This window comes from Corallococcus macrosporus, from assembly GCF_017302985.1.
GTDB lineage: Bacteria > Myxococcota > Myxococcia > Myxococcales > Myxococcaceae > Corallococcus > Corallococcus macrosporus_A.
The window spans coordinates 359,243-386,098 of the sequence record NZ_JAFIMU010000006.1 but is presented as its reverse complement, the minus strand read 5'-3'; the positions used below and the strand labels follow the sequence as shown (position 1 = coordinate 386,098).

24 protein-coding genes are annotated in these 26,856 nt (G+C 69.4%); 12 read left to right on the top strand and 12 right to left on the bottom strand.

Features of this window, described 5'->3' with window-relative positions; all coding sequences use genetic code 11:
- Positions 1-24: 24 nt before the first annotated feature.
- The 4 genes from recG (at position 25) to thrC (ending at position 5,695) form a co-directional block, all read left to right on the top strand.
- Positions 25-2,967: an ATP-dependent DNA helicase RecG gene (recG, locus tag JYK02_RS11335; protein WP_207050939.1), complete on the top strand. Its 2,943-nt coding sequence runs from the start codon at positions 25-27 to the stop codon at positions 2,965-2,967.
- A gap of 90 nt (positions 2,968-3,057) precedes the next feature.
- Complete coding sequence (locus JYK02_RS11330; protein ID WP_207050938.1) at positions 3,058-3,693, top strand: protein-L-isoaspartate(D-aspartate) O-methyltransferase; 636 nt, start codon at positions 3,058-3,060, stop codon at positions 3,691-3,693.
- A gap of 107 nt (positions 3,694-3,800) precedes the next feature.
- Positions 3,801-4,367: a hypothetical protein gene (locus JYK02_RS11325; RefSeq protein ID WP_207050937.1), complete on the top strand. Its 567-nt coding sequence runs from the start codon at positions 3,801-3,803 to the stop codon at positions 4,365-4,367.
- Positions 4,364-5,695, top strand: a complete 1,332-nt coding sequence (gene thrC / locus JYK02_RS11320; protein WP_207050936.1) for a threonine synthase — start codon at positions 4,364-4,366, stop codon at positions 5,693-5,695. Before JYK02_RS11325 ends, thrC begins: the two co-directional genes overlap by 4 nt.
- 9 nt (positions 5,696-5,704) lie before the next feature.
- Here the strand turns inward: thrC and JYK02_RS11315 are convergent, their stop codons facing one another.
- Positions 5,705-7,063 carry an MFS transporter gene (locus JYK02_RS11315; RefSeq protein WP_207050935.1) on the bottom strand — a complete coding sequence of 453 codons (1,359 nt, stop codon included), beginning with the start codon at positions 7,061-7,063 and terminating at the stop codon, positions 5,705-5,707.
- Between the two features lie 78 nt (positions 7,064-7,141).
- A complete protein-coding gene (gene ribB, locus JYK02_RS11310; protein ID WP_207050934.1) occupies positions 7,142-8,269 on the bottom strand; it encodes a 3,4-dihydroxy-2-butanone-4-phosphate synthase in 1,128 nt (375 codons plus the stop codon).
- A gap of 213 nt (positions 8,270-8,482) precedes the next feature.
- Between ribB and JYK02_RS11305 the strand changes: the two genes are divergently transcribed.
- The 4 genes from JYK02_RS11305 (at position 8,483) to JYK02_RS11290 (ending at position 10,722) form a co-directional block, all read left to right on the top strand.
- Positions 8,483-8,821: a hypothetical protein gene (locus JYK02_RS11305; protein WP_431603476.1), complete on the top strand. Its 339-nt coding sequence runs from the start codon at positions 8,483-8,485 to the stop codon at positions 8,819-8,821.
- A complete protein-coding gene (gene tmk, locus JYK02_RS11300) occupies positions 8,818-9,474 on the top strand; it encodes a dTMP kinase (protein ID WP_207050932.1) in 657 nt (218 codons plus the stop codon). The genes JYK02_RS11305 and tmk overlap by 4 nt, the downstream gene beginning before the upstream one ends.
- Positions 9,475-9,613: 139 nt before the next feature.
- Positions 9,614-10,075: a hypothetical protein gene (locus tag JYK02_RS11295; RefSeq protein WP_207050931.1), complete on the top strand. Its 462-nt coding sequence runs from the start codon at positions 9,614-9,616 to the stop codon at positions 10,073-10,075.
- Positions 10,072-10,722 carry a hypothetical protein gene (locus JYK02_RS11290; protein ID WP_207050930.1) on the top strand — a complete coding sequence of 217 codons (651 nt, stop codon included), beginning with the start codon at positions 10,072-10,074 and terminating at the stop codon, positions 10,720-10,722. Before JYK02_RS11295 ends, JYK02_RS11290 begins: the two co-directional genes overlap by 4 nt.
- 74 nt (positions 10,723-10,796) lie before the next feature.
- Here the strand turns inward: JYK02_RS11290 and JYK02_RS11285 are convergent, their stop codons facing one another.
- From JYK02_RS11285 to JYK02_RS11255, 7 genes are read right to left on the bottom strand one after another with little or no spacing between them, the layout of a single operon-like run.
- The gene (locus JYK02_RS11285; RefSeq protein ID WP_207050929.1) at positions 10,797-11,978 is read right to left on the bottom strand and encodes an ATP-grasp domain-containing protein; all 1,182 of its coding nucleotides are present in this window, start codon (positions 11,976-11,978) and stop codon (positions 10,797-10,799) included.
- A gap of 3 nt (positions 11,979-11,981) precedes the next feature.
- Entirely contained in the window at positions 11,982-13,337 is a 1,356-nt protein-coding gene (locus JYK02_RS11280) for a hypothetical protein (protein WP_207050928.1), read from the bottom strand.
- 8 nt (positions 13,338-13,345) lie between these two features.
- Positions 13,346-14,317 (bottom strand): isopenicillin N synthase family dioxygenase, encoded by a 972-nt coding sequence (locus tag JYK02_RS11275; RefSeq protein WP_207050927.1) that lies wholly within the window; start codon positions 14,315-14,317, stop codon positions 13,346-13,348.
- Between the two features lie 14 nt (positions 14,318-14,331).
- Positions 14,332-15,258 carry an ornithine cyclodeaminase family protein gene (locus tag JYK02_RS11270; protein ID WP_207050926.1) on the bottom strand — a complete coding sequence of 309 codons (927 nt, stop codon included), beginning with the start codon at positions 15,256-15,258 and terminating at the stop codon, positions 14,332-14,334.
- A 15-nt stretch (positions 15,259-15,273) separates the two neighbouring features.
- On the bottom strand, positions 15,274-16,503 hold the full coding sequence (locus JYK02_RS11265; protein WP_207050925.1) for an aminotransferase class I/II-fold pyridoxal phosphate-dependent enzyme: 1,230 nt from the start codon (positions 16,501-16,503) through the stop codon (positions 15,274-15,276).
- On the bottom strand, positions 16,500-17,411 hold the full coding sequence (locus JYK02_RS11260; RefSeq protein ID WP_207050924.1) for an alpha/beta hydrolase: 912 nt from the start codon (positions 17,409-17,411) through the stop codon (positions 16,500-16,502). Before JYK02_RS11260 ends, JYK02_RS11265 begins: the two co-directional genes overlap by 4 nt.
- Complete coding sequence (locus tag JYK02_RS11255; RefSeq protein WP_207050923.1) at positions 17,408-18,322, bottom strand: hypothetical protein; 915 nt, start codon at positions 18,320-18,322, stop codon at positions 17,408-17,410. The genes JYK02_RS11260 and JYK02_RS11255 overlap by 4 nt, the downstream gene beginning before the upstream one ends.
- 341 nt (positions 18,323-18,663) lie before the next feature.
- Between JYK02_RS11255 and JYK02_RS11250 the strand changes: the two genes are divergently transcribed.
- The 4 genes from JYK02_RS11250 to JYK02_RS11235 are packed head-to-tail and all read left to right on the top strand — an operon-like array spanning position 18,664 to position 23,918.
- On the top strand, positions 18,664-21,441 hold the full coding sequence (locus JYK02_RS11250; protein WP_242588651.1) for a polyketide synthase: 2,778 nt from the start codon (positions 18,664-18,666) through the stop codon (positions 21,439-21,441).
- Positions 21,438-21,953 carry a YiiD C-terminal domain-containing protein gene (locus JYK02_RS11245; RefSeq protein WP_207050921.1) on the top strand — a complete coding sequence of 172 codons (516 nt, stop codon included), beginning with the start codon at positions 21,438-21,440 and terminating at the stop codon, positions 21,951-21,953. The genes JYK02_RS11250 and JYK02_RS11245 overlap by 4 nt, the downstream gene beginning before the upstream one ends.
- On the top strand, positions 21,950-22,906 hold the full coding sequence (locus JYK02_RS11240) for an aldo/keto reductase (protein WP_207050920.1): 957 nt from the start codon (positions 21,950-21,952) through the stop codon (positions 22,904-22,906). Before JYK02_RS11245 ends, JYK02_RS11240 begins: the two co-directional genes overlap by 4 nt.
- A gap of 10 nt (positions 22,907-22,916) precedes the next feature.
- Positions 22,917-23,918 (top strand): NADPH:quinone oxidoreductase family protein, encoded by a 1,002-nt coding sequence (locus tag JYK02_RS11235; protein ID WP_242588691.1) that lies wholly within the window; start codon positions 22,917-22,919, stop codon positions 23,916-23,918.
- Positions 23,919-23,932: 14 nt separating this feature from the next.
- On the opposite strand, the gene JYK02_RS11230 is transcribed toward JYK02_RS11235, so the two are convergent.
- Genes JYK02_RS11230 through JYK02_RS11220 form a run of 3 tightly spaced genes read right to left on the bottom strand, consistent with a single transcriptional unit; the run spans position 23,933 to position 26,843 of the window.
- Positions 23,933-24,760 (bottom strand): helix-turn-helix transcriptional regulator, encoded by an 828-nt coding sequence (locus JYK02_RS11230; RefSeq protein ID WP_347402465.1) that lies wholly within the window; start codon positions 24,758-24,760, stop codon positions 23,933-23,935.
- Positions 24,761-24,803: 43 nt separating this feature from the next.
- A complete protein-coding gene (locus JYK02_RS11225) occupies positions 24,804-25,796 on the bottom strand; it encodes an aldo/keto reductase (RefSeq protein WP_207050918.1) in 993 nt (330 codons plus the stop codon).
- 21 nt (positions 25,797-25,817) lie between these two features.
- A complete protein-coding gene (locus JYK02_RS11220) occupies positions 25,818-26,843 on the bottom strand; it encodes an aldo/keto reductase (protein ID WP_207050917.1) in 1,026 nt (341 codons plus the stop codon).
- Between the last annotated feature and the right edge of the window lie 13 nt (positions 26,844-26,856).

The window sequence follows — 26,856 nt, the reverse complement described above, 5'->3', positions numbered from 1 at the left end:
TAGGATGGAGGCTGGAAAATCCGCGTGAACCACCCGCTCGCCAGCCTCGTTGGACCTCTCAAGTACGCGTGTCAGCGTGACTTCGCGCAGCTCGGCATCGTCAAGGACCTGCGCACCCTGATGGAGCGCACCCTGGCGGCGGCCGGGGGCGTGGATGCGCGCGCGCTGGAGGAGCTGAAGGCGGCGCTGCCGCACGTGGATCCGCCCGCGCCGCCGGAGCACCGCAAGGCCGCGCTGCGCCAGGTGCTGGGCGCGCTGAAGCTCAGCGGCGTGGCGCTGCCGGAGGAGCTGGAGCGGGTGGTCGTCACCGGGGAGATCAACGCCGTGGCGGCGGGGGTCCCGCGTGCGCCGGAGCGGGCGCACGTGCTCGAAGGGGAGCTCATCCCCGCGCCGCCCCGTCGCCGGTTGACGCCGCCGCCAGGGACGCAGGAGGCGCGAGGCAACACCGTGCCGCCCTGGCGTTCACAGGACCCCGTGCCCCAGGTGGGCGGGGCACCGCAGGCCCGTCAGGCCCCGGTGTCCGAAACGCTCCCGTTGAGCGCGAGGACCGCGAACCCAGGCCCGGCCAGGGGCGAGCCCGTGCCCTATGGCGCGCGCATGGCGGCCTCCCGTAACGGCACGGCCGGTCCGGTACAGAGCGACGCCCAGCCCTACGGTGCGCGCATGACTGCTGCCCGTGGTGCCGCGGCCGCCGGTCCCGGCAATGCGGTGGCCCGCGCTCCCGCGACGAAGCCCGGCACGGACCCTCGCAAGGGCGCTCCGCAGGCGGACCGTGCTCCCGCCGAGAAGACCCGGAAGAAGAAGGCCAAGGCCGCGGGCGCGGAGGCGTCCCGCTCCGAGGCGAAGCTCCTGTCCATCGCGCCGCGCACCGGTCCGCTGTCCGCGCCGCTCAAGACGCTGGGCAAGCGCCTGGGGCCGCGCCTCATCGCCGCCCTCGACAAGAAGGGCCTGCGCCGCACCGGCGACATCCTGTTCCTCCTGCCACGCTGTTACGAGGACCGCCGCCGGCTGCGCACCATCGCGGAGCTCATCCCCGGCGAGCGCGGCGTCACGGTGGGCACCGTCAAGACGGCCGACTTCGTCCCGGGACGCGGCGGCAAGCGCATGTTCCGCGCCGTCGTGGGCGACCGCTCTGGCAGCATCGCCGCCACCTATTTCAACGCGGGGCCGTGGCTCAAGAGCCGCTTCTCCGTGGGCAAGCAGCTGGTCCTCTCCGGTGAAGTGCGCGCCTCCATGAACGGCCGGGAGATGGCCCACCCGGAGCTTGAGCCCGCCGAGGACCTGGAGAACACCACCTCCGTCCACTTCCACCGCATCGTCCCCGTCTACCCGGGCTTCGAGCGCGGTGAGCAGCGCTCCTTCCGCGAGCTGACCTCGCGCATCAGCGAACAGCACGCGCACCACCTGGAGGAGCCGCTGCCCGCGGACCTGCGCCGCCGCTACCACCTGATGGGGCTGCCGGACGCGCTGCGCTTCATCCACTTCCCACCCGACGACGCGGACCTGGAAGCGCTGGACGCGCACCAGAGCCCCGCGCACCGCCGGCTCGCGTTCGACGAGCTGTTCTTCCTCCAGCTCGGCATGGCCCTGAAGCGCCAGGGCATCAAGGCGGAGGAGGGCATCGCCTTCGACGTCACCCCGGAGCGGCTGGAGAAGGCCCGTGCCGCGCTGCCCTTCCAGCTCACCGGCGCGCAGGCCCGCGTGGTGGGCGACATCGCACGCGACATGGCGCGCCCGGAGCCGATGAACCGGCTGGTGCAGGGCGACGTGGGCAGCGGCAAGACGGCCGTGGCGCTCGTGGCCGGCATGGTGGCGCTCCAGGACGGCTACCAGGTGGCGGTGATGGCCCCCACCGAAATCCTGGCCGAGCAGCACGAGCGCACCTTCCGCCGCATCCTGGAGCCGCTGGGCTACCGCGTGGGGCTCATCAGCGCGGCGGGCACCGCGAAGCACAAGCGCGAGGTGCGCGAGGCCGTGGCGAAGGGGGAAATACACCTGGCCGTCGGCACGCACGCGCTCATCGAAGGCGGCGTGTCCTTCCAGAAGCTGGGGCTCGTGGTCATCGACGAGCAGCACCGCTTCGGCGTGCTCCAGCGCCACACGCTCATGAGCAAGGGGCTCACGCCGGACGTGCTGGTGATGACCGCCACGCCCATCCCGCGCACGCTCGCGATGACGCTCTACGGCGACCTGGACGTGTCGATCATCGACCAGCTCCCGCCGGGCCGCACGCCCATCACCACGCGCGTCTTCAACAACGAGCAGCGCGCGCGTGTCTACGAAGCGGTGGGCGCGGAGCTGGCGAAGGGCCACCAGGCCTACGTCGTCTATCCGCTGGTGGAGGAGTCGGAGAAGCTGGACCTGGAGGACGCCACCCAGGGCGCGGCGAAGCTGCAGGTCGTCTTCCCCTCCGCCTCCGTGGGCCTGCTGCACGGGCGCATGAAGCCGGAGGAGAAGGACGCCGTGATGGAGGCGTTCCGCGACAAGCGCATCCAGTTGCTCGTGTGCACCACGGTGGTGGAGGTGGGCGTGGACGTGCCCAACGCGTCCGTCATGGTGGTGGAGGCCGCGGAGCGCTTCGGCCTGTCGCAGTTGCACCAGCTGCGCGGGCGCGTGGGCCGTGGCGCCGCGGCCAGCTACTGCTTCCTCGTCGCGGGCGCCGCGCGCTCCTGGGAGTCCACCGAGCGGCTGGGCGTGATGGAGCGCAGCAGCGACGGCTTCGTCATCGCGGAGAAGGACCTGGAGATCCGCGGCCCCGGTGAGTTCCTGGGCACGCGGCAGAGCGGTCTGCCGGAGCTGGCCGTGGCGAACCTCGTGCGCGACGGAGACCTCCTGTCGCTGGCGCAGGTGGAAGCGCGGCGCATCATGGACACCGACCCCAAGCTCCAGGACCCGGACCACCAGGGGCTCGTGAAGGCGCTGGAGGAGCGCTGGGAGGGCCGGCTCGCGCTTGCCCGGGTGGGGTAGGGACGAGGTGGCCTGCCCCTGGCCCTCGGATTGTCTCGGACTGTCGGGGTGCTTACGTTTCCCGTCGAGGAGCACGGGGGGACGTCCACGATGGGAGACTGGGGCCGAGCGGAGTATCTGGCGCGGCAGGGCATTCGCGACCGGCGGGTGCTCGCGGCGATCGCCAACCTGAGCCGTGCGGACTTCGTGCCGGCGGGGGAGCGGGGCGCGGCCCACCAGGATGTGCCCCTGCCCATCGGGCACGGGCAGACCATCAGCCAGCCCTATGTGGTCGCCCTGATGACGGAAGCCCTGCGCCTGCGCGGCTGTGAGCGCGTGCTCGAGATAGGCACCGGTTCCGGCTACCAGACGGCGGTGCTCGCGCTGCTGGCCCGTGAGGTCTTCACGGTGGAAATCGTCCGCGAGCTGGCCCGTCCCGCCAGGCGCCTGCTGCACCGGCTGGGCTTCACCAACGTGTTCTTCCGGGAGGGTGACGGCTCCCTGGGCTGGCCCGAGGCCGCGCCCTTCGACGCCATCATCGCCACCGCCGCGCCGGAGGAGATTCCACGCGAGCTCCTGCGGCAGCTCAGGCCCGGGGGGCGCATGATCATCCCCGTGGGCGCCACGAATGGGACACAAGAGCTGCTGCGCATCCGCCGGGGCCAGCCAGGGATGCTGCCGAAGGTCGAGCAGCTGCTGCCGGTGCGCTTCGTCCCGATGACGGGGCAGGCCTCGGTTCCGGGCTGAGGAGCCGAGGGGAGCTGGCGGGTGCGGAAGGACGCACGCCTGCACGCCCACTTCCTGCGTCCCGGGTCGCGTTGCCGTGAGGGGAGGGGACCGGTAACGTCCCGTCCATGATCATCTGCCCGGTCTGCGACCACGTGCAGTCGGAAGGCGAAGAGTGTGAAGGCTGCGGCAAGCGCTTTCCCGGCCTCGTGAACACCCCGGAGCCCGTGGTGGCCCCGCTGCCGGAGCTGGAGCTGACGCACCACGCGGGTGGCCGCGTGCCCGTGGACGCGCCCGTGCTGCCGGAGCTGGACCTGACGCGGCTGCGCTCGGGACCGGACCTGCCGGCCATGTCCGTGCCCGACCTGGAGCTGACCCGTTCGGGCGTCACGGGCGAGGTGCCGGTCGCGGCGATGACGGACCTGGACACGGGCCGCGCGCAGGACGACGGCGTGCGCACCGCCGCTCCCGTGGGCGCGGTGACGTGCCGCTACTGCCGCCACGTCCAGACGGAAGGCCTGCTGTGTGACGGCTGCGGCATGCGGCTGCCCCGCGTCCGGGTGGCGGCGCAGACGGCCACGAAGCGCAAGGGCGCGGACGAGGGCGAGCGCGTGCCCTGTCCCTCCTGCCACGTGCCGGCCTGGCCGGGCCGCGCGTGCGTGGCGTGCGGCACGAAGGTGGAGGCGGAGGCGTGACCGCTCCGGCGCTGAAGGCGGGCTACGCGTGCAGCGAGGGCTGCGGCTTCACCGCCTCGCTGTGGGAGGTCGTCTACCGCTGCCCGCGCTGCGAAGGGCTGCTGGAGGTGGCCCACGACGAGGCCGCCCTGCGCGCCGTGCCCGCCGCGGAGTGGAAGCGCCGCTTCGAGTCCCGCTTCGCGACCTCCCGGCTGCCGGACGGCTCCGGCGTCTGGGGCAAGCGTGAGTGGGCGCTGCCCGAGCTGCCCACGGAGGACATCGTCTCGCTGGGCGAGGGGCGCGTGCCGCTCAAGCCGCTGCCCCGCATGGCGGCGGAGCTGGGCCTGGGCTCGCTGATGTTGAAGGAGTGCGGCGTCTCCCCGACGGGCAGCTTCAAGGACTGGGGGATGACCGTCCTGGTGTCCGCGGTGAAGCACCTGCGCTCGCGCGGCACGCCCATCCGCGCGGTGGCGTGCGCGTCCACGGGGGACACGTCCGCGGCGCTGTCCGCCTACGCCGCGGCGGCGGGCATCCCGGCGGTGGTGTTCCTGCCGAAGAACAAGGTGTCGCTCGCGCAGCTCGTGCAGCCCATCGCCAACGGGGCGCGCGTGCTGTCGCTGGACACGGACTTCGACGGCTGCATGAAGCTGGTGCAGGCGGTGACGGCGGACACGGGGCTGTACCTGGCGAACTCGATGAACTCCCTGCGCATCGAGGGCCAGAAGATGATCGCCATCGAGCTGTGCCAGGATCTGGGCTGGGAGCCGCCGGATTGGATCGTCATCCCGGGCGGCAACCTGGGCAACGCGAGCGCGCTGGGCCGTGGCCTGGACCTGCTCTTCAACCTGGGGCTCATCACCCGCCGGCCGCGCATCGCGGTGGCGCAGGCGCAGCGGGCCAACCCCCTGGCGCGTGCCTTCCGGGGCGGCTTCCAGGACCTGGTGCCCATGCAGGCGGGGGCCACGCTCGCGTCCGCCATCCAGATTGGCAACCCGGTGTCCTTCCGCCGCGCGGTGCGGATGCTGCGCGCGTTCGACGGCGTGGTGGAGGAGGCGACGGAGTCGGAGCTGGCCAACGCCGCGGCCCGCGCGGACCGAGAGGGCACCTTCGCCTGTCCGCAGACGGGCGTGGCGCTGGCGGCGGTGGAGAAGCTGGCCGCGTCGGGTGTGATGGCGAAGGGCGCCAGCGTCGCGGTGGTGGCCACCGCGCACGGCCTGAAGTTCGCGGACTTCAAGGTGGGCTACCACCGGCAGACGCTGGCGGACGTGAAGGCCGCGCACGCGAACCCGCCGGTGGAGCTGCCCGCGGACCTGTCCGCCGTGCGCGCCGCCCTGAAGGACCTGGGCTGAACAGCCGGGTCAGGAAGTAAGACCGGAGAGCGGATCCGGAGGCGCGTCGGGCAGGGCCTGCTCGACGCGCCGGACGCTCGGCAGGAGCGCGCACGTCGCCACGAGCAACACCGTGGCGGCGCCGAGCAGCAGGAAGCACAGCGCGATTCCCCGGCCCGGCCCCGTGCCCCCGACCCAGGCACCCAGCGTGGAGGCCAGGGGACTGCCCACGGCCAGCATCGGCTCGAAGACGTGATCCGCGAGCGGCCCGGAGAGCAGATAGGCCACGGGGATGGCGCCGCCGGACAGCGCGGCGTGCACGGCGAAGACGCGGCCCTGCAACCCGGTGGGCACCTTGCGCTGCCAGAGGGTCTGGTTGCAGCTCATGATGACGGGGACGGTGAACAGGACGCCGAACGCGCCCGCGCCCACGCCCCACGCGGACGCACGTGAAGCGCCCAGCCCCATGCACAGGCCCTGGAGCAGCACGAACCCCAGCACGGTCCAGACACCGCGCGCTCCGCCCCACGCGAGCAGCAGCAGGCTTCCGGCGAGCATGCCCAGCCCACCCGCCGTCATCACCGCGCCCAGCGTGCGCACGTCGCTGAAGGACATGACCAGCGGCGTGACGAGCACCTGGAGGAGGCCCAGGTTGAAGCTCATCAGCGTGAGGAGGACGTGGAGCCCCAGCAGGCCCGGCCGCTCGCGGATGAAGCGCCAGCCCACGCCAGCGTCCTGGAGCGCGCGGCCTCCGAGGGACGCCTTCACCGGCGCTGCTTCTTCCAAGGGCGCGGAGGGGATGCGCACGGCCTGGAGCACCGCCAGCGACAGGGCCGCCGCGATGACGTCGATGGTCAGCAGTCCCGTGACGCCGATCCGAGGCAGCAGCACGCCGGACAGCAGCGGCGCGAGGATGTAGCCCATCGCCAATCCCAGTTGCATGAGGCCATTGGCGCGCGGAAGCCGCTCCGGCTCCACCATCAGCGTCGTAGCCTTGGCGAAGGCTGGCCGCTGGACGCTGTTGAACGCCGCGCCCGCCGCGACGAGCGCGAGGAGGGCGCCCACGCTCAGGCGATCCAGCACGAGCAGCAGCGCGATGAGCACCGTGCAGACGGCCCCGCCCGCGTGCCCCAGCATCATCACCTTGCGCAGGTCGTGCCGGTCCACCATGCCGCCCAACAGCGGCGCCACCAGCACGCCCGGCGCGAAGGCGGCCAGGGCGATGAGCGAGTAGAGCGACGTGGAGCGCGTGTGCTCATACATCCACACGCTCAGGCCGAAGCCGTTCAGGTGCGAGCCCATGCCCGACACCGTCTGCCCCAGCCACAGCAGCGCGAACCGCGAAAAGGGCGGGAGCGCGCGCGTCGTCTGGGAGGGGGAGGTTCGCATGCCCGGGTCGAACTGGAGTGGCCACGAACCTGCCACTCCGCTCTGACACCGGGCGCCCGGCGAACCTCCCGGGTCCTGCTACTCCACGACGAGCGGCAGGCGCGACTCGATGGTGAGCCCGAAGCCGGAAAGGCCCCGGTAGGTCATGTCCGTGTTGGACATCACGCGCATGGTGCTCACGCCCAGGTCGGTGAGGATCTGGCAGCCCATGCCCACGTCGCGCGACTCGTTGGCCGCGCGGCTGACGGACGCGTTGCTGCCGTCGCCCGCGCGCTTGTGGTGGATGCCGAAGTCGTTGCCGTGCATGCCGGGCAGGTAGACGATGACGCCGTGGCCCTCGCGCGCCACGTTCTCCAGCGCGCGGTCCAGCAGCAGGTTGCACTTGCAATCCGGTGACCCGAACACATCACCCATGGCGCAGGCGCCGTGCAGGCGCACCAGCGGGGCGGGCTGGGCCTTCGCGGGGTCGCCCTTCACCAGGACCAGCGACTTCGCGCCGTCGGGCGTCCAGGTGTACGTGTAGGCGGTGAACTCGCCGTGGCGGGTGCGCACGACGCTCTGGCCGGGCTCGCGGCGCACCAGCCGGTCCTTGCGGCTGCGGTACTCGATGAGGTCCGCGATGGTGACGAGCTTGAGGTTGTGCTCGCGCGCGAACTGCTTCAGGTCCGGCATGCGCTGCATGGTGCCGTCGTCCTTCACCAGCTCGCAGAGGATGCCGGAGGGCTGCAGGCCGGCGAGCCGCGCCAGGTCCACGGCCGCCTCGGTGTGGCCCGCGCGGCGCAGCACGCCGCCCTCGCGGTAGCGCAGCGGGAAGATGTGGCCGGGGCGCAGGAAGTCGTCCGCGGTGCTGTTCGGGTCGGCGAGCGCGCGGATCGTCTTGGTGCGGTCGCTGGCGGAGACGCCGGTGGTGGTGCCGTGGCGGAAGTCCACGGAGACGGTGAAGGCGGTGCGGTGGGACTCGGTGTTCTCCGCCACCATCTGGGGCAGGCGCAGCGCGTCCAGCCGCTCCGCGAGCATGGGCTGGCAGATGATGCCGCTGGTGTGGCGGACCATGAAGGCCAGTTGCTCCGGCGTGGCCAGCTCGGCGGCCATGATGAGGTCGCCCTCGTTCTCGCGGTCCTCGTCGTCGGCGACGATGACGCACTTGCCCGCCTGGATGTCGCGGATGGCCTCCTCGATGGTGTTCAACTCGGAGTCTCGGCTCATGTCGGAGGGGCTCGTCCTGCTGACGGCGTGGAGAGGCATGGTGCGCGGCATGTAACGCGAGGGGGGAGGGGTGGCAAGCCAGGCCCGGGGAGCGAGCGTGCGTCCGTTCAATGGCTGGGATGAGGGAAACCTGTGACGGGGCGTCCGTGTAGGTGGAGCGGCCCGGCCGCCGACTCGACGGGCAGGGGCCGGTGATGTAGGATGCCCGGCTCCGTGAGCGCAGACATCCAGGACAAGCGGGCCCGGTTCAACCAGTTGCAGGAGAGCCTGGCGACCCGGCAGAGCACCACCCACTTCACCCACGCGGGTGTTTCCGTCATCGCCTTCATGCTGATTTCAGGGGCGGCCGGGAAGCTGTTCTACGACTCCTTGCGCACGCCACTGCTGGCCTGGGGCGCCACCGCCATCGCGCTGGGGCTGCTGGTGTACGGCTTCCGCAGCTACCGCCAGGGCCGCAAGGTGCTGGTGGACGAGCTCCAGCGCTATGAAGCGCTGCTGGCGCTGCGCCGCGAGCTGCACCTCGACAACCCCGCCGCACTCCTCCCCCGGTGAGCGCCGTGAGGAAGGTCGCCCTTCCGGGACGGTTCATCGTGCTGGAGGGCCTGGACGGCGCGGGCACCACCACGCAGACGGAGCGGCTGGCGTCCGTGCTGAAGGCGGAAGGCCACGCGGTGGTGACGACGCGCGAGCCTTCCGACGGCCCGGTGGGCACGATGCTGCGACAGGCGCTCACGGGCCGCCTGGGCCTGCCGCACGGCCGCGGGCCGCTGGCGCAGGAGACGCTGGCGTTGCTGTTCGCGGCGGACCGGACGGATCACCTGCACGCGCGGGTGCTGCCGGCGCTGGAGCAGGGCAAGGTGGTGCTGTGCGACCGCTACGTGCTGTCCTCGCTGGCGTACCAGGGCGCGAGCCTGTCCATGGAGTGGGTGAACACGGTGAACTCGCACGCCGTGTCGCCGGACCTGACGTTGTTCGTGGGCGTGGATCCCCAGGTCGCAGCGACGCGCCGGGCCGTGCGTGGAGGCCCCGCGGAGCTGTTCGAGGCGGACGAGGCCCAGCGCCGCATCGCGCTCCAGTACCTCAAGGCCATCGAGCTGCGAGAGAACCACGAGCGCATCGTGCACATCGACGGTGAGCTGTCCGTGGAGGCCGTGACGGAAGCGTGCCTCGTGGAAGTGCGGCAGGTCCTCGCGCGCAAGCGCTGAGGCCGGGCGTGGCACAGCCTTTCCAGGCCCGTCTGTTCCCGGGGTGAACGCCTTCTGGTATCCCGGGGCCTCCCTTGGATGACGTCGGCCGTGGTGTCATGACTGATTCAATGGGCGAGCATTGCTGGAGGTCGTGGACATGAATGCGGACATCGTGCTCCGAAGCCCGAGCGGAAAAGTCATTGCCGTGGTTGAAGCCAAAGGCTCAATGAAGTTGACGCCTACGCTCGCCATGCAACTGCGTCGCCGGATGCTTGCGCACGGGCTTCCCGCGACCGTTCCTTATTTCCTGCTGCTCACCCAGGAGCGCGGATTCCTCTGGAAGGGCACGGCCACCAGCCACCCTGATGCGCTTCCGGATGCCGAGTTTCCGATGAGCAAGGTCGTTGAGCGGTATTTGCCGGCAGGGCCGGGGGCCCGGCTTCACGGAACGCAATTGGAGTTGCTGTTGGTCCAGTGGTTGACCGAGCTGGCCCTGAAAGCGGCTCCTTCGAGATCGGGAACCGAAACGAAGCTGAAGAAGCTTGGCTTCCTTGATGCGATCCGCGGCGCTCAGGTCATGCATGAAGTCGCGCTGGATCCATTTGGGGCGCCCGCTTGATTGTCTATGTTGAATCGAACTTCATCCTTGAGCTTGCACTGGGGCAAGAGGGGGCTGCCTCAGCGGAGTCGATTCTTTCCGGGGCAGAGCAGCGACTGTTCGAGTTGGTGATTCCAGCGTTCTCGCTCAGTGAACCGTTCGGGACGATGGCCCACCGTGGCCGGGAGCGAAAGAAGCTCGGAAACCAGCTGGAGGAGCAGTTCCGGCAGCTTCGCCGTTCCAGACAGCACCAGGTCACGATTCAGCCCATCGAGACAGCTCCCGCGGTTCTTCTAGGGTTGGAGACGGCTGAATCCGACGCACTCGACTCAGTGGTCATGCGGTCCTTGCGAACCGCGAGCCGGATTGAATTGACAGTCGAAATGTTCGAGCAGGCGTTGAACTACCGGCGCGACTATGACCTCTCGTCGTCTGACGCCATCATCTATGCGAATGTCGTCTCGGATGCGCGAAAGCGAGAGAAGACGAGGCCCAAGCTGTTTGTCAGCCGTAATCACAGGGATTTTGACATTCCGCAGGTTCACGCCGAACTGCGCCCTCTTGGGGCCGAGTACTGCGATTCGTTCGAACGCGTCGTTGAGAAGCTCGCGCAGCACAACGTGAAGCTCCCTCGCCCGTCAGTCTTGCCAATCCCTGGAGTCGCGTAGCGCCTGGACGCGCTGAGGGCCCTGGCCGACGCGGCGGCGTCCATCTCCGCCGCCGCGCCGGTGAACGCCTCCCCTCAAGCGGTCTCCAACACGAGCCGCTGGCTGACCTCCCGGCACACGGCCTGCGCCTGCAGCACGGTGTCCGCGTAGGCGATCACGAAGCCCGCGCGGTCCTCCGACTTCAGGGCCTGACGGACGGTGGCGCCCAGCTCGACCTGGAGGGAGATCTCCACGACTCCCGGAAGGCGCCGCAGCGCGTGCGCGCCGTTGAGCCGCTTGAGCTTGCCGGGCGGCGGCGTGAAGAACTGGATGGCCGCGCCGCCCTTGGGCACCGGATCCGCCTCCAGCGGCTTCAGCGTGCCCATGGCCCACTGGAGCGTCATGTCCAGCAGGTCGTGCCCGGTGGTCAGCCGGACCAGGTCCCACAGGCGGTCGCCGCCCAGCCGCGTGTGCGTCTCCACGATGCGAGGACCGCGCGACGTGTACTTCAGCTCCGTGTGCGAAGGCCCGTCCTGGATGCCGAGCACGTCCAGGAAGCTCCGGATGAAGTCGCGCACCTCGCGATCGCGCTCCGGGCTCATCGGCGCGGGAACCTGATGGGCAATCTCCAGGAACGCGCTGGCGTTGGGGTCCGTGCTCTTCGTCTCCTCGTTGATGCCCAGGATGACGTGGCGTCCCGCGAAGGAGAAACACTCCACGGAGTACTCGGGGCCGTCCAGGTACTCCTCGGCGATCCACGACGCGCGGCCGTTGAGCACGCCCTCCAGGTCCGCCGCGGAGCGCACGAGCCGCACGTCGATGCTGCCCACGCCGTCCACGGGCTTGAGGATGAACGGGTAGCCCTGCCGCTCCGCGAACGCGAGGGCGTCCTCGCGCGTCTTCACCGAGGCCCACTGCACGGGGGAGAACCCGCCGGAGTCGAGCACCCGCCGCATGGCCGGCTTGTCGCGCGTCTTCTCCACCAGGTCCAGCGGCGTGCCCCGCAGCCCCAGCGCCTCGTTGATGCGCGCGCAGGGGATGAGCGCTTCTTCCGCGACGGTGATGGCGCTCACGAACGGTGTGACGGCGTGCGCGGCCTTCAGCATGGGGATGAGCGCCGGGTCGTCGTAGTTCATGAGCAGGACCCGGTCGGACTGCCGGTTCACGACGTCATCGGACAGCCCGGGCTGCTGGATGATCAGCGGCCGCAGGCCCAACTGCCACGCCCGCTCCGTGATGAACTGCCGTGCGCCCAGAAGGATGAGGTTCGCCGCCATGGTTCATGCACTCCTTGAAGTGACGTCTTCCGCGCGGCCCCGCGCGTGACGGATGAAGGCCTGGCGTCCTTCCTCGGAAACGACGAACGCCCACCCCAGCTTGCCTCCACTGGTGATGTTCACCACCTTGGAAGTGCGGCTGCCGCGCACCAGGAAGCCGTTCGTCCTGCCGCCGTAGGAGTAGAAGCCCAGCACCAGCCGGTACTCCTCCGGGGCTGAGTCACCGCCCGCGCGCAGCCGGACGGTCTCCGCCTCCACGACGCGCTGGCAGATCCACCGCTCGACGCCCGGCTCGCGCAGCTTCCGCTCCAGCTCCTCTGGGGACCAGTCCGTCCCCATCAGCACACCGCTGCCGCCGTAGGAGCTGCTGTCGTCGATCTTGAAGACGAGCCCGGCCTTGTCGCGCAGCGCGCCCGCCAGGTTCTCCTCCGACAGCGAGAAGGCAGGCGGAAGGTACTTCCGGATGGCGGACACCTCGTCCTCGCTGAACAGCGCCTGATGGCCCGGCTCGCACAGCAGCGCGAGGAATCGCTTGCTCATCCGCAGCTCCGGTTCGAAGCCGTTGGTGAGCACCGCGCCGCTCGCCCAGAGCTTCTCCAGGAACACGAAGTGATCCGTGACCTCCTCGTAGGTGAACATGCGGTGGATGAGCGTGCGCTCCGCCTCATCCCGCTTCAGCCAGGCCTCCGGGTAGCTCACCTCGTCGAGGATGTGGACCGGCACGCCCGGGTTCAGCTCCTCGAGGTAACGCTTCAGGTACTCCTGGCGCGGGTAGCCCAGGCCCGAGTGCCCCCGCGAATCGAGGATCACCACCCGGCGCAGCTCCCGCTTCCGGCACTCCTCCGCGTACAGCAGCGCGAGGTCCCGCAGGGGACTGCCCATCAACCCGGCGCGGGGAAAACCCAGCGCCTCGGTGGCCGCGCGCGAGCCTTCGTAGGCTTCACCGCCGCCCACGCCGGGGAAGATGTTGAACTCGCAGAAGAAGTACCCCTGCCGCGTGGGCACGATGTCCATGCGGCCAATCGTCGCGTCGCCGTGGCGAAGGTTGTCCCAGTGGATGAAGCGCGCGAGGTGCCGGGGCATCCGCAGCAGGTCGAGCAGCCCCTCCCGCGAACGCGTGCCGATGAGGTGGTGGATCAGCTTCAGCTGCGCGGAGAGCAGGGCGCGGCACGCCTGGCTCAGCTCCACGAACTCCGCCTGGCTGAAGAGGAGCGGGTGCGCGAACTGGCTCTTCTCGTACATGGGCGAGTCCAGGTCGTGGATCGCCGCGATCGTGCTCGCCTGCGCCGTGGCGTCACGCGCGGGCGTCCACCCCTCTTCCAGGGCGGCGAGGAACGCTTCGTTGAATTCACCGATCATGGGTGGCCTCAGGAGCGTCCGGCGTCGCCGCCGACACCGAACAGCGCGTTCATCTTCTGGAGGGAGAAGGCCTTGTAGACGACGGGCTCGTACTTCGCGGGCGTGTCCTTGCAGAACTTGGGGAAGCACTCGATGAGCGCGTCGTCGTTGGCGAGCTTGAAGAACGCCAGGGACTGGCGCTCGCCACCGTGCAGCACGACCCGGTGCGGGGTGGAGACGTATTCGTCGTTGGCCCACCGGGCCATCAGGTCTCCGATGTTGACGATGAGGTGGTCGCGCCGCTCCAGCGTGGGGGTGATCCACGTGCCCCCGCGCTCCTTCACCTGGATGCCGGGGCCTGTCTGCGCCAGGACCGTCAGCAGCGTCCCGTCCGTGTGCTCGCCCATGCCCTGATCGTTGACGAGCTCCGGGCTGAGCTGGGGATAGAGCAGGGAGCGGAGCGAGTCGTTGGACGCGGACGTCTTCTTCGCGAAGAAGTCCCGGGGCAGGTCCAGCGCGATGCTGAACAGCTCCGTGAGCCGGGACGTCAGCGCCTCGCACTCGCGGAAGTACGCCTTGAGCGCCGAGCGCAGCCTCTGTCCTTCCGCGTCCGCGCTGAACGGCAGGCTCGCACTGTCGTCCTCGATGAGCCGGCCCACGCTGAACTTCTCCACGTAGTCGCTGGGCAACCCCTTGCGGCCCATGTACGCGAAGGCGTTCTCCTCCAGCATGCCGCTGTAGCCGTAGGGCGTGTAGTCGTCCGCGGCCATGGTGAAGCCGGACTGCAACCGGCAGCGGTTCTTCGCCTCCAGCGGCTGGCGGAAGAAGGCCCGTGACAGGGCATAGACGTCTTCGAAGACGGCCGGCGCGATGCCGTGGCCGCTCAGGGTGAAGAAGCCCACCTGCTTGCAGGCCCGGTCGATCTCGAACGCCGCCCGGCGCTCGGCTTCGGACCCTGGCGTCGCGGACGTCAAATCGATTCGGGGCAACTCCTTCATCATGTGCTCCTCCAGGTTCAATGAATCAGTTCCAGCTCGCGCAGCACGTGCGCGACCGTGAGGACGTCGAGGAACGCATGGCCCGTGGAGCTGAAGACGGTGCGGCCCGCACGCAGGGGGCCGCTGTCCCTGCGCACGAGCTGCCCCAGGGTGATGGCGCTCTCGTGGACCGGCCCGGCCTCCGCGAGCGCCGTGGCCAGGTCCTCGACGATGACCGTCGATGAGCGCAGCAGTTCGAGCGGCACCTCCCGCGTCTCCACGGTGTGTCCACCCATGCAGTTGATGTGCACGCTGGGGGTAAGGCCCTCGAAGCTCCCCAGCGGTTTCTTCGATGACGTGGCGGTGCCAATCACGTCCGCGCCCCGGATGGCTTCATCCAGCGAGGCGCAGGCGACGACGTGCACCGCCACGCCCAGCGATGCGCGCAGCTCCGCCGCGAACGCGCCGCGCCGGGCCGTGTTGCGCGCCCAGACCCGCACCTCCTGGATGGGGCGGACCGCGCGGACCGCCGCCACCTGCTGACGGGCCTGCGCGCCAGCCCCCGCCACCGCCAGCGTCCGCGCATCCGTGCGCGCGCAGAGGTCGGTGACGAGCGCGGACACGGCGGCGCACTTGAGCTCCGTCACCGCCGCGCCATCCAGCAGCGCGAGCAGCTCCCCCGTGCGCGTGGAGAACGCCGCCACCACGCCGTTCATGGTGGGCAGCGGCTCCGTCGCGGCCCGCTCGAACAGGGTCGCGACCTTGTTGATGTAGAGGCCCAGGTGCTCCGACACGGCCGGCATCGACACGAACGCGGCGTGCCGGGTGGCGGAGGGGACGGCGACGCGCAGCGGGACCTGCACGCGCTCATGCAGGCCCTCCGTGAGCGCCGCCTCCAGCTCGCGCACGAGCCGTTGCAGGTTCCCGTGCGCGGAGACGACGTCGTGGGGCAGGAAGGCAGCCATCGCGCGCTCCTCCAGCTACAGCGTCGGGAGGACTTCCTTCAGGTGGCCGATGAACGCCTGCACCATCTCCGTGGGCAGGTCGCCGCGCAGCATGAGCCGGATGCCCGCCTTGCCCACCGGCACGATGGGGAAGAAGACCGCGGAGGTGTAGAAGCCGCGCTTGTAGAGCTCGCGCGACAGCTTCACGGCCTTTTCCTGTTCGCCCACCTCCACGACCTTGATGTGCAGCCCGTCGCCGCGCTGCGCGGTCTGGATGTGCTCATCGAACAGCGCGATGTTCCGGCGCAGCTGTTCCTGCCGCTTCGCCAGCTCCGGGCTGCGGTGCACCTTGATGCTCCCCATGGAGGTGCCGATGGCCGCCGTCCGCAGGCTCTGGGACCAGCCCATGGGGCCCGTCCGGTAGAGGAAGTCGTAGTGCTTGCGCGACCCGAACATCGCGATGCCGCCCGTGCTGCCGAACGCCTTGGCGATGGAGGCGATGATGACTGTCCGGTCGTTCATCTCGCGCAGCCGCGAGCGGATGTAGCCCTCGCCGTTCCTGCCCTGCGTGGAGAGCGAGTGCGAGTCGTCGATGTAGAGGAAGAGGCCGTACTTCTCCTGGAGCGTGAGCAGCGCGGGGAGGTCCGTCGCGCCGCCGGTGGAGTAGACGCCGTCGCAGACGTACGCCACGCGCGGGTACTTCCGGCAGACGTCCTCCAGGTAGTTCATGTCGTTGTGCGGAGCGTTCAGCACCAGCGTCTCGTCGGCGACGATGGGCTTCACGAACGCCATGGAGAAGTGCGCGAACTTGTCGAACACCATCGCCAGCGGCCCGCTGTCCGTCAGGTGGCCGGACCCCAGCACCGGGAGGATGGCGGCCGTGAGCGCGCTGGACGTGACGGCGGGCAGCACGGGCCCACCGAAGAGGTCCGCCAGCTGCTCCTCCAGTTGCTCCATCAGGCCCAGCCGGATGCGGAACTCCGCCATGGACAGGCCGGTGATGCCCGCGTTCCTGAGCGCGTCGATGCCGCCCTGGATGACGTCCGGGTGGCTGTTGAGCCCCAGGTAGGAGCAGGAGCACAGGTTGGCGAACTCGTGCCCGGTGTCCACCTCGCGAAAGTGGTTCTGGCCGCGCACGGCCTCCACGCGGATGTTGAGCATGTGCGAGTCGCGGGCCACGGCCCAGGCGCTCTCGCTGGCGGGGATCATCTTCTGGTTGTTGCGGTGCAGGTGGGGACCCATCACCGCGTCGCTGGGCGTCGTCACTTCCGCGCTCCTGTCTTGTCCATCACGAACTGGCCAATGCGCTGCAGGGCCTCACGGCCGCTGGACAGTCGGTTGAAGTGCAGGTGCCAGACGTGGACCATGTCGGGCCACTCCTCGAACGTGACGTCCACGCCCTGGGCCTGGGCCTTCTTCGCCATCGCCTGCGAGTCGCTGAAGAGCAGCTCCCGCTCGCCCACCTGGATGAGCAGGGGCGGCAGGCCGGTGAGGTCCGCGTGGATGGGAGAGATGGTGGGCTGCCGCGGGTCCTGCCCGTTGAGGTAGTGCCGCGCGACCTCCTCCACCACCTTGCGCTGCACCAGCGCGTCTGCCTTCTCACGCGACTGGTAGCTCTCCCCCTGGATGCCCAGGTTGAACCACGACGAGATGCACACCAGGGCGCCCGCGAGCGGCAGCCCCTTGGCCCGGGCGTTGACCTGCATGGAGACCACCAGGCCGCCGCCCGCCGAGTCACCCGCGATGGAGATGCGGCCGGGCGCGAACCCGCGCTCCAGCAGCCAGCGGTACGCGGTGGTCGCGTCGTCCAGCGCGGCCGGGTAGGGGTGCTCCGGGGCCCGGCGGTAGTCGAGCTGGAGCACCCGGCAGCGCGCCTGCCGCGCCATCTCCGCGGCCATGTGGCCGTGGCTCACCAGCGAGCCGAAGACGAACCCGCCGCCGTGCAGGAAGAGCAGGGCGCGGTCCTGCTCGCACTCCGGCGGCGTGAGCCACTGGGCGCGGACGCCGTTCACGTTGACGGGCTCCACGCCGATGTCCCTGGCGATGGGCAGCCCGAGCGAATCGTAGTGGACCCGCGCCGCCTCGTAGCCGTCCGGCCAGGGCCGGGCGTCCAGGTACGCGAGCAGGTCCTTCATCTCCGCCGCGTTGCGCTCCGCGTGCTGTCGCGTGGTCATGCCCGCACCTCGATGATGTTCGGGTAGGGGGCGAGCTCGCCGCGGACGAAGCGGGTGATGTTGGCGTCCTCCTTGTGGTTCGTCGCCTTCTCCAGGGAGAGGCCGTAGTAGTCGTACCAGCGCTTGAGGTCGTCGGAGCCCGCGACCTGGTACTCGACGTGGCGGATGGGGCGCTTCGCGGCCTTGCTCGCGTCGGTGAGGGACGGCTGGGTGGCGGCATGGGCGAGTCCGCCCACCACCTCGTTGTGGAGGACGATCATCACGATGTCGTTCTCCAGGTCGAGCTTCAGCGCGAACGAGTAGTCGCGAAGGATCTCCTCGGAGAACTCCGCCTTCACCGCGACGTTGTAGTTGTTGGGGATGTTCTCGATGAGCTCTCGGGGATCCAGGCCCTTGTCCTGGCAGAACCGGCGCGTGTCGCAGATCATCGGCATGCCGCCGCTGATGTTCTGGTTGGGGCCGTAGAGGTTCGCGATGAACGGCGTCGCCGAGTCGAAGTGGACGCACTTCGTGGTGACGAACTCGCGGCTCTCCGTGTGGTCGCTGTTGGGCGTGAAGTTGCGGTTCTTGTTGAAGCCGTCCACGTCCATCTTGGCGACGCGGTCGTAGGCGACGGGCGTGGGGCTGTAGCGCTTCAGGTCGAAGCGCGGCGCGATGGCCCGGAAGATGCCCTCCAGGTAGTCCCGGGCCAGCGCGGCGCCGGACTCCGTATGGAGGTCCAGCCCGCGCGCCGCGAGCAGCTTGTTCACGCCGTACACCACCGCGAACCCGTTCTTCTTCTCGACGGCCTCCACCACGGCGTCGAGCAGCGCGGCGTCGGGAGCAGCCGAGCGGCCTTCACCCAGCTCCGCCGGGAAGGTGGAGACGTTGATGAACGAATCCTTGATACGGCTCGGATCGAGTCTTTTCATGGGCTGTCCAGGGGATGAGGGGGAATGGGGCGGCAGCCAGTGGATAGGCCAAAGCCGCGATGTCTGTGTTGATATACTGATCGGAAAGTCTGGCGTCAATCCACCCTGGTTTTGATCGAAAAGACAGCCTTTGGGACTCGGGATGGAGCGCGCAGCTTGAAATCCTATCACCCGTCCCAAGGCCCTGGAACGACGCTCCCAGGAGGGCAACGGGGCTCCTTGAGGGCAACCCCTCGAATACGTCGGGTAGGATCCTGCTGACGCCTTCGCATGTCGGCAGGGATGTATGTGATTTGGCTGGTCGTGGACGTGTCCGGATCGGATCCCTATTTTGTCTGGCAATGCTGAAGGGACATCTGGATGGGATCGCGCCCGTTGCGATCTCTGGCTTTGCGTTTGCCTTGCCGGGCGCTCGCACACTCGATGAACTGGCGGAAGTGCTGCACGGGGGAAAGACCACGTATGGCCAATGGCCCGAGGAGCGCATTTCCCGGGCCCTGTATCTGGACCCCTCTGCGGCCGTGGGCGCGGCGCGGACGTCCACGCTGCTGGGTGGAGTCGTGGGCGCTCGCGAGCTGCCGGATGCGAAGGTTCCACACGGGTGGGTGGTGGAGACTGCGCACCGGGCCCTGGCCTCGGCGGGACTGGCTCCCGGCGCGCTGGGCGGGCAGCCCGTTCCGGTCTTCCTCGCGCACTCACGCGGGGGGGGGCACGGGCTCTATGACGCCGCGGTGCTGGCGGTGGCGGGGCAGCTCCAGCCGTACCTGGTGCACGGCGCGCATCCGAACGAGTTCTCCCATCAGGAGCTGACGGACCTCACCCGGAAGGTGCGCCAGTCGCTCCGGGAGTCGTTCGGGCCGGACTTCGTGGAGGACCCGAGGGAGCGCGCCACGCACCGCCTGGCAAGCGCCATCGCGGAGGCATTGGGGACCACGGAGAAGGCGATGCTGGTGGACGGGAACTGCACCGGCGGTCTGGCCGCCATTGAACTGGCGGCGCGGGAGCTGGCGAAGGGCGCCCCGTGGGCCATCGCGGGCGCGCTGTCCTACGTCGACACGGTCAACCAGGTCCTCTATTCGAACTCACGCCTCCTGTCGTCCGAGGGCTGCTTCCCGTTCGCGCAGAAGGGCAACGGGACGGTCATCTCCGACGGCGTGGTGCTGCTGGTGCTCACGAGCCTGGAGCGGGCCACCCAGGAGCGGCTTCCCATCCACGGGGTGATCCGTGGCGTCGGCGGAGCGAACGACGGCGCGGCCGAAGGCTACATGCTGGTCCCGAACCCGCGCGGCCACGAGCTGGCGGTGCGGCGAGCGCTCGAGCAGGCAGGCGTGGCGCCCCGGGAGCTGGGCGTGATCATCGCGCATGGCACGGGGACACGCGCGGGTGACGCGGTGGAGGCGAAGGTCTTCGACCGGGCCCTGAAGGCGCACGGTGAAGCGGCCCAACCCGGGTCGCCGGTGCCCGTCATGTCCATCAAGGGGAACCTGGGACATGCGAAGGAGGCGTCGGGGCTGGCGAACCTGATCGCGCTGCTCGCCATGTTCGAGTCCGGGGGCATTCCGGGACCGGTGCACGGGGACAAGCCGAGGAGCCTGCTCGAACCCGGAGGTCTCATCGAGGTCGAGAAGACGGCCCGGTCCTGGCCGGCGGGCGAGCAGCCGCGCATCGGAGGCGTCAGCGCCATCGCGAGCGGAGGCCAGAACTACCACGCGGTGGTGGAGGACCGGCCGTCACCCGCGCGGGCCCAGGCGCTGCTGCGAGGCGCGCGAAAGTGCCCCGCGAGGACGGACGAGCCCATCGCCATCGTGGGCATGGCGGGAGCGTTCGCGGACGCCCCGGACCTCGGGACGCTGTGGAAGAACCTGCTCCAGGGCCGCCGGGCGTTCCGGAGGTTGCCGTTCGGGCTGGGAGCGCCGATGGACCTGGAGGCACACCGGTTCACCGGAAGCGCCAGCCAGTACGACGAGCGGCCCGCCGACATCGTCCGGCATGATCCGCTCCACTACCTGCTGGTGGACCTGGCGCGGAGCGCGGCCTCGAAGGTCGCCATCGAACGGGGAAGCAACATCCCGGTGGTTGTCTCCGCGGAGCACTGCACCGAGTACGGCCTGCATCAGGTCGCCGCGGCGCGACTGCCGGAAATTGAAGAGCACCTCCAGCGAGTGCTGCGCGAGACGGGCAAGGACCCCAAGGGCGTGGCCCGCACGGTGCGAGCGGCGGTGAAGCGCCTGTCTGGAGACCTGCCGGAGCTGTGGGCCGGAAGCCTCTTCAACCTGTCGCCCAGCTTCATGGCGGCGAGGATCGCCCGGGCCTTCGATCTGACCGGACCGACCTGCGCCATCGAGGCGGGAGGCGCGGCGGCCTCCATGGGAGGACTGGAGGTCGCCTGCGGCCGGCTGGCATCGAGAGAAGCCGACGCGGTCTTCTGGGCGACGGCGGACATGCGGCTCGGAGTGACGCGCATGGCGGACGAAGGCACGCTGGGGCTGCTGTCCCGCCGGGAGACGCCAACCGCGTTCGACGCGTCCTCTGACGGCTATCTGCCCGGAGAAGGCGCCACGGTGTGCCTGCTGCGGCGCCTGTCGGACGCACAGGAGCGTGGCGAGCCGGTGCTCGGGATCATTCGAGCGATCGGGAGCGCGTTCGGAACGCCCCAGGACCACGGCCTCGTCTCTGAACCCGCGATGAGCCTGGCCATCCGGCGAGCATGGTCACGGTGTGACGTGCCCGCGGACGCGCTCGCCTTCGTGGAGTGCTTCGGCAGTGGCCATCCCGCCAGCGACCAGGGAGAGTTGGCCGCCCTGGGAAGGACACTCGCCACCGCGAGAGCCCGGGCACTCCCCATCGGCTCGGTCATGCCGAACATCGGTCACACCGGAGCGGCAGCGGGAGCCGCGAGCCTGATGAAGGCACTGTTCACATTGGCCGCGAAGGAGGTCCCCGCGACAGTGGGCGTGACGGCACCGCTCGTAGGAGCAGCCGACAACCTGCGCGTCATCATGGAGTCGCAGGGTCTGAAGGATGCGCGCTTCGCGGCAGTCAACGCGGCGGGAAGCGGAGGCAACCACTACCACGTCGTGATCGAGGCCGGCCCCGACCTTCAGGTGGCGGCGCCATGAACATCCAACCCGATGACCGAGAGGACGTGCTCGCGCATCTGGCGAGGGATCTTCATGAACGCATTCCCATGACGAAGTTCCTGGGGATCCGCTTCGAGGAGTTCGAGCCCGGCCGCATCGTGCTTGTGGCGCCGCTGGGCCCTTCCTTGAACCACCGGGGGACGGCGTTCGGCCCGGGTGTGTTCACTTCGGCGGGGCTCGCTCCCTGGCTGCTGCTCGTGCGAGCGGCTTGGGCAGAGCGAATCGCCGTGCAGATCCTGCTGCGTCGCTGTGAGTTCGCCATCCACCGGCCCATCGCGTGCGACTACCGGGCTAGGTGTGACGCGTTGCCCCCGCTGGAGGCCGACACGCTTCGCCAGGGAGGCAAGGTGCGGCTCACGGCCACGTCGCAGGTCTTCATCGACCAGGGCGAGCCCGCAGCGACCTACACGGCGCACTTCACGTTGATCGGTTCCTCGGGTGCATGGGAGGGCGACCTTGCGTTGCCGTTCCCGGAGGCGTGGCGGACGTGATCTACCGCAAGCTTGGTGGCATCAACGTGTCGGTCTTCGCCCTGGGGGCAGCGAACTTCGGCGGCATCGGCAGCTCCCGGAAGCTGCTCGGCCAGGGAGAGACCGAAGCCGAAGCCCATGCGCTCCTGGATCGCGCTGTGGCGCTGGGGATCAACATCATCGACACGGCAGGCACCTACGCGGACGGTGCCAGCGAAGCCATCATCGGCGCCTGGTTGGCCTCGCGCGGCGCCGCGATGCGGGACCGGGTGCTCATCTCGTCCAAGGTGGGCCTTCGCGGTGGGCTCGGACGGAAGCATGTGTTCGCGGAGGTGGACCGCTCGCTCGCGCGTCTTCGCATCGACACGCTCGACTTCTACCTGTCGCACGTGCCCGATCCCGCGACGCCTTGGGACGATGTCCTCGAAACCTTCCAGTCACTCGTGAGGGCAGGGAAGGTCCGCCGTTTCGGCTTGTCGAACGTCGCCGCAGGCGACCTCTGGCGCTGTGCAGCTCCACGCGCTGGAGGCCCGGTGGGCTTCGGCTGGGTCCAGAACCGCTTCAACCTGCTCGAACAGGACGACGCGCGGAACGGTGTGCTGGAGGCCTGCGCGAAACTGGGGCTTCAGTACACGCCCTATTCACCGCTGGCGGGCGGCCTGCTGAGCGGCAGGTACGCCATGGCGGGGGAGATTCCTGAGGGCACGCGCATCGGACAGCGCCGGGACCTCTACGCGAAGGCCTGGACCCCGGAGAACGCGGCCCGGGTCGAACACTTGAAGGCCCTGGCCTCCGCCCACGCGCTGTCACCCTCCGGCGTCGCCACCTGGTGGCTGGTGCACTGCCCCTTCGTGACGTCGATCCTCGTTGGCGCGCGCAGCCCGGAGCAGCTCGAGCAGTTGGTGTCGGAGGCACTGAGCCTGCCCGCGAACGAAGACCTCTGGCGAAGCCTCACTTCCACCCAGGAGCGATGACGTGCGAGCAATGGTCTGTGGGAGGTGGGGCGGACCCGAGCAACTCACCCTCACGAATGTCCCCGAGCCTGTTCCGAAGCCCGGCGAGGTGAGCATCGACGTGCATGCGTGCAGCGTGAACTTCGCCGACCTCCTCATGATCGGCGGGACCTATCAGACCCGGCCCGAGCTGCCCTTCGTTCCGGGGCTGGAGGCCGCGGGGACCATCGCTAGCGCCCCGGAGGGCTCGGGCTTCAAGACCGGGGACCGGGTCGTGGCCATCCTCTGGCACGGAGGCTACGCCGAGCAGGCCGTGGCCTCCGCCCAGGAGACGTTCCTGCTGCCGGCGGGAGTCTCCTTCGACGTCGCCGCGGCGTTGACCAGCGCCTACGTGAGCACCGCGCTGGCACTGATCCGCGTCGCCCACCTGAAGCCTTCGGAGGTGCTCCTCGTGCTCGGAGCGAGCGGAGGCGTGGGGCTCGCGGCGGTGCAGCTGGGCAAGGCGCTGGGCGCCACGGTCATCGCGGTCGCGAGCACCCCGGACAAGCTCGCCATCGCGCGCGAAGCCGGAGCGGACCGGGTCATCTGCTCCGCTGACGCGGCCTGGAAGGAGCAGGTCCTCTCTGAGTCGGGTTCAGCGGGCGTGAACGTCTGCGTGGATCCGGTCGGCGGACCGCTCTTCGACCCGGCGCTCTCGACGCTGGGCTGGGGGGGCCGCTACGTCCTCGTGGGCTTCGCCGCGGGACAGGCTCCGAGCATCCCCGCCCACCGGCTGCTCGTGAAGCACCGCGCGGTGCTGGGCTCGTCGCTGCGCTACTTCCGCTACCACGACCCGGCCGCGCTGCGCGAAACCATGGATCAGCTCTTCGCCTGGTACGCGCAGGGCCGCATCCTCCCGCGCATCACCCTCCGGCTCCCCCTGGAAGCGACCGCCGAAGGACTGCGCACCCTCGCGGAGCGGCGAGCCATTGGGAAGGTGGTGGTCCACGTCCGCGAGGGCCGGGAGGCGCCGCCCGCAGCCAGGAGCGCCTGACGGTCTTCTTGCTTTCAACGTTCCGCGAGAGCACGCGCCATTCGCTGCGCGCTCTCGGGGCCGACGGGAGAATAGAAGAGGACTCGAAGCGTACGTGCGTCCGGCTCGATGTGCATCAGCGTCACGTGCGCGAGCTCGATGCGGCCGGTTCCGGGGATGTCGACGACCTTCGTGCCCTCGGGCTCGGCATCCAGGTCATGCTGCGTCCAGAGCCGGCGGAACTCGGGGCTCTTTGCCAGCAGTTCGTCCGCAAGCTCCTGGAACTGCTCGTGGGCACTCGCGCGTGCGGCTTCCGAGCGAAAGCGCGCAACGAGGTTTCGTGCGTGTGCCTCGCGCTCCACCGTGACGAGCGGCGGTCCCTTGCCGAGGAAGAGATTCCGCAGGGCATTCGTGCCACGCAGATCACCCCAGAGCTTCAGCGCGGGCCCGTTCATCGCGACGACGTCCCAGCGCAGGGTCGAGACAGTCGCCGGATGACGATGCGCCTCGATCGTGCCCGCGAGCAGGGGGCTCACGATCGGCGGCGTCGCGGCAAGCGGACGGGGCGAGCGACCTTGGGCAAGCTCGAACAGGTACGAACGTTCCGCCGCATCGAGGCGCAGCGCGCTCGAAAGTCGCTCGAGCACCGCTTCCGAAACCTGGATGTCGCGCCCCTGCTCGAGCCACGTGTACCAGCTCGCCCCCACGTCGGCGAGCTGCGCGACCTCCTCGCGCCGCAGCCCCGGCGTGCGCCGCCGCCCACCCTCGGGCAGCCCCACGTCGGACGGTCGCAGCCGCGCCCGGCGGGTCCGGAGAAAGTGCCCAAGCTCGGAGCGCGGAGACGACAGGGAAGCGGCGGTCACGGGCCGCAGTATAACGTCCCGGTCGCTCGCGCCCCTCAGAGAGTCAGCGTCCAAACTGAGCCTGGAGCCGTTCGGGCACGCGCGCGCCTTGAATGCGAATTTGGGCTGAGGCCTCCTCGATGCGCTGCAAATCGCCCTGCGTCAGCTCGACGTCGAGCGCGCCCAGGTTCTCTTCCAACCGGTGCAACTTCGTGGTGCCAGGGATTGGAACGAACCAGGGCTTCTGGGCCAGTACCCAGGCAAGAGCAATCTGGGCCGGTGTGGCTCGCTTGTCGTCGGCGATTTGCTGGAGCAGACGGACGAGTGCCTGGTTCGCATCCATCGCGTCCTGGGAGAAGCGCGGCAGGAGCCGGCGGAGGTCGTCGTCGGCCAACGGCGTGCTGGCGTCCATCTTGCCAGTCAGAAAGCCCTTCCCAAGGGGGCTGTAGGGCACCAGCCCGATGCCCAGCTCTTCGAGAGTCGGAATGATTCCGGCCTCATGCTCCCGCATCCAGAGCGAGTATTCGCTCTGCAGCGCCGTCACGGGATGCACGGCGTGCGCGCGGCGGATGGTCGCCGCACCGGCCTCCGAGAGGCCAAAGTGCTTCACCTTCCGTTCGGCGATGAGGTCCTTCACGGTGCCGGCGACGTCCTCGATGGGCACCGCTGGGTCGACACGATGCTGGTAGAGCAGGTCGATCCTGTCGGTCCGCAGGCGTTTCAGGGACGCCTCCGTCACTCGACGTATCTGCTCAGGTCGGCTGTCGACCCCCGACAGCGGGCTGGGCCCGTTCTCGCCGTGCTTGATGCCGAACTTGGTGGCGATCACCACCTGGTCGCGTACGGGCGCGAGTGCCGCACCGACCAACTCCTCGTTGAGAAAAGGTCCGTAGACTTCCGCGGTGTCGAAGAACGTGACGCCGCGGTCCACCGCCGCGCGCAGCAGCTTCGTCATCTCCGCGGTGTCCTTGGGCGGACCGTAGAAGAAGCTCATACCCATGCAGCCGAGGCCGAGCGCCGAGACTTCCAATCCCTGTCCAAGCTTGCGCTTTTGCATCGTCATCCTCATCCGATGCCGTTAGCGAGCGTTCTTCGGCGCTCTGCCGAGGTTGCCCAGGAACTCGATCATCCAGCCCGGGTATTCGGCGGGCAGTGCGCTCACCTTGTCGAGCTCGGTGACCTCGGCGGGGTCGAGCACGAAGTCGCTCGCCTTCAGGTTGTCCCGGAGCTGCGCCTCGTTCTTCGCGCCGACAATGATCGCGGAGACGTGGGGCTTCGCGAGCAGCCACGCAAGCGCGACGCATGCGACGCCCGTACCCTTGGCGTCGCCAATCTTCCGCATCACGTCGATGCAGTCGAAGGCGCGGTCCTTGTTGACGGGCGGGAAGTCGAAGCTGGCTCGGCGCGAGCCGTCAGGGCCCTTGCCGTCACGACCATATTTCCCGGACAGCAGGCCCCCGGAGAGCGGGCTCCAGACCATGAGCCCCATCTGCGAGTCATTCAGCAGAGGCACGAGTTCGCGTTCGAGGTCGCGGGTGGCGATCGTGTAGTGGGCTTGCAATGACTCAAAGCGAGCCCAACCCTGGCGCGCCGCGATGCCATTGGCCTTGGCGAGCTGCCATGCCGCGAGATTCGAGCAGCCGACGTAACGCACCTTCCCGGAACGGACAACGTCGTCGAGTGCGCGCAGTGTCTCATCGAAGGGCGTCACCGGGTCGAAGCCGTGAATCTGGTAGAGGTCGACCCAGTCGGTCCCGAGGCGCTTCAGGCTGCCCTCGATGGAGCTCATGATGTGAGCGCGGGAGAGGCCCTGCTGGTTTGGACCCGTGCCGACCTTGCCGCGCACCTTCGTGGCGAGCACGACGTCCTTGCGGCGCGCACCGAGGGCCTTGCCGAGGATCTTCTCGGACTCGCCCTCGGAGTAGACGTCAGCGGTGTCGAAGAAGTTGATGCCGTTCTCGAGCGAGATGGACACGAGCTCGTCGGCCTCTGCCTGGGCCGTCCTGCCAATGGGCTCGTAGAAGCCCTTCCCGCCGAATGTCATCGCTCCGAAACAGAGTTCCGAGACGTAGAGGCCTGTACGGCCGAACAGCCGATAACGCATACAAAACTCTCCT

Excerpts from the sequence above, each read along its gene's own strand:
- JYK02_RS11330 (WP_207050938.1), top strand. The coding sequence starts at position 3,058 with ATGGGAGACTGGGGCCGAGCGGAGTATCTGGCGCGGCAGGGCATTCGC.
- JYK02_RS11325 (WP_207050937.1), top strand. The coding sequence starts at position 3,801 with ATGATCATCTGCCCGGTCTGCGACCACGTGCAGTCGGAAGGCGAAGAG.
- JYK02_RS11315 (WP_207050935.1), bottom strand. The coding sequence starts at position 7,063 with ATGCGAACCTCCCCCTCCCAGACGACGCGCGCGCTCCCGCCCTTTTCG.
- ribB (WP_207050934.1), bottom strand. The coding sequence starts at position 8,269 with ATGAGCCGAGACTCCGAGTTGAACACCATCGAGGAGGCCATCCGCGAC.
- JYK02_RS11295 (WP_207050931.1), top strand. The coding sequence starts at position 9,614 with ATGAATGCGGACATCGTGCTCCGAAGCCCGAGCGGAAAAGTCATTGCC.
- JYK02_RS11285 (WP_207050929.1), bottom strand. The coding sequence starts at position 11,978 with ATGGCGGCGAACCTCATCCTTCTGGGCGCACGGCAGTTCATCACGGAG.
- JYK02_RS11280 (WP_207050928.1), bottom strand. The coding sequence starts at position 13,337 with ATGATCGGTGAATTCAACGAAGCGTTCCTCGCCGCCCTGGAAGAGGGG.
- JYK02_RS11275 (WP_207050927.1), bottom strand. The coding sequence starts at position 14,317 with ATGATGAAGGAGTTGCCCCGAATCGATTTGACGTCCGCGACGCCAGGG.
- JYK02_RS11270 (WP_207050926.1), bottom strand. The coding sequence starts at position 15,258 with ATGGCTGCCTTCCTGCCCCACGACGTCGTCTCCGCGCACGGGAACCTG.
- JYK02_RS11260 (WP_207050924.1), bottom strand. The coding sequence starts at position 17,411 with ATGACCACGCGACAGCACGCGGAGCGCAACGCGGCGGAGATGAAGGAC.
- JYK02_RS11255 (WP_207050923.1), bottom strand. The coding sequence starts at position 18,322 with ATGAAAAGACTCGATCCGAGCCGTATCAAGGATTCGTTCATCAACGTC.
- JYK02_RS11250 (WP_242588651.1), top strand. The coding sequence starts at position 18,664 with ATGCTGAAGGGACATCTGGATGGGATCGCGCCCGTTGCGATCTCTGGC.
- JYK02_RS11245 (WP_207050921.1), top strand. The coding sequence starts at position 21,438 with ATGAACATCCAACCCGATGACCGAGAGGACGTGCTCGCGCATCTGGCG.
- JYK02_RS11235 (WP_242588691.1), top strand. The coding sequence starts at position 22,917 with ATGGTCTGTGGGAGGTGGGGCGGACCCGAGCAACTCACCCTCACGAAT.
- JYK02_RS11225 (WP_207050918.1), bottom strand. The coding sequence starts at position 25,796 with ATGCAAAAGCGCAAGCTTGGACAGGGATTGGAAGTCTCGGCGCTCGGC.
- JYK02_RS11220 (WP_207050917.1), bottom strand. The coding sequence starts at position 26,843 with ATGCGTTATCGGCTGTTCGGCCGTACAGGCCTCTACGTCTCGGAACTC.